This is a genomic window from Vibrio sp. D173a (genome assembly GCF_030248475.1).
In genome coordinates this window covers 1-744 of record NZ_JAHGAH010001595.1, presented here as the reverse complement: position 1 = coordinate 744, position 744 = coordinate 1, and the positions used below count along the sequence as shown (strand labels likewise).

Here is a 744-nt window from a genome sequence, read left to right as displayed (position 1 = left end):
AGTGGTCATGTCTAATCAAACGACGCTGCATTGTTACGTTTTTCTCACCTGAAACTCTGTCTAAAGATCGTCCAATCAAGCATAAAAACACACCTACCTTCACTCATTAGTCACGGTATCTGTGCTAACATGCTCTCATCAATGGAATATAAAGAGACGTGATTTTATGACTCAACATCTAGTAATCACTGCAGTGGGCACAGATCGCCCGGGTATTTGTAACCAAGTGGTTCAATCATGCTGTTATCTGGCAAAGCCAATAATATTACGCGAGTGGAGACAACCCTACCCTTGCTTGGTCAGGAGCATGACCTGATTACTATCATGAAACGTACGTCCCCTCATGATCATATCGAGAACTCATACACGCTTGAGGTCTTTATCGAATCTGATGACAATATCGGGCTAACAGAAAAGTTTACCCAGTTCTTTGCAGACAGAGAGATCGGTTTAGACTCGCTCAGCGCTCAAACCATCAATAAATCGAAAGTTCAGCTCGATAATGACCAGTTCCATATCTCTATTACCGCTTCTGTCCAATCAGAATGTAACCTGATGCAGCTACAAGAAGAATTTAACTCGCTGTGTCAGAGCCTATCAGTCCAAGGCTCGCTCAACTTTATCAAAAACAGGCTTTAAAAAGGAAATGTCATGAATACGCTGACAGCTGGTACTCCAGCACCTGCATTCTCTCTTCCGGATCAAGATGGCAATATCGTATCTCTTGGTGATTTCAAAGGTAAG

General features: G+C 42.6%; 2 pseudogenes. Both read left to right on the top strand.

Features of this window, described 5'->3' with window-relative positions:
• The first annotated feature begins 166 nt into the window (after positions 1 to 166).
• Positions 167 to 639 (top strand): annotated as a pseudogene (locus KIV40_RS35000) (glycine cleavage system protein R).
• Between the two features lie 12 nt (positions 640 to 651).
• A pseudogene (locus KIV40_RS34995) lies at positions 652 to 744 on the top strand (thioredoxin-dependent thiol peroxidase); the annotation flags it as partial.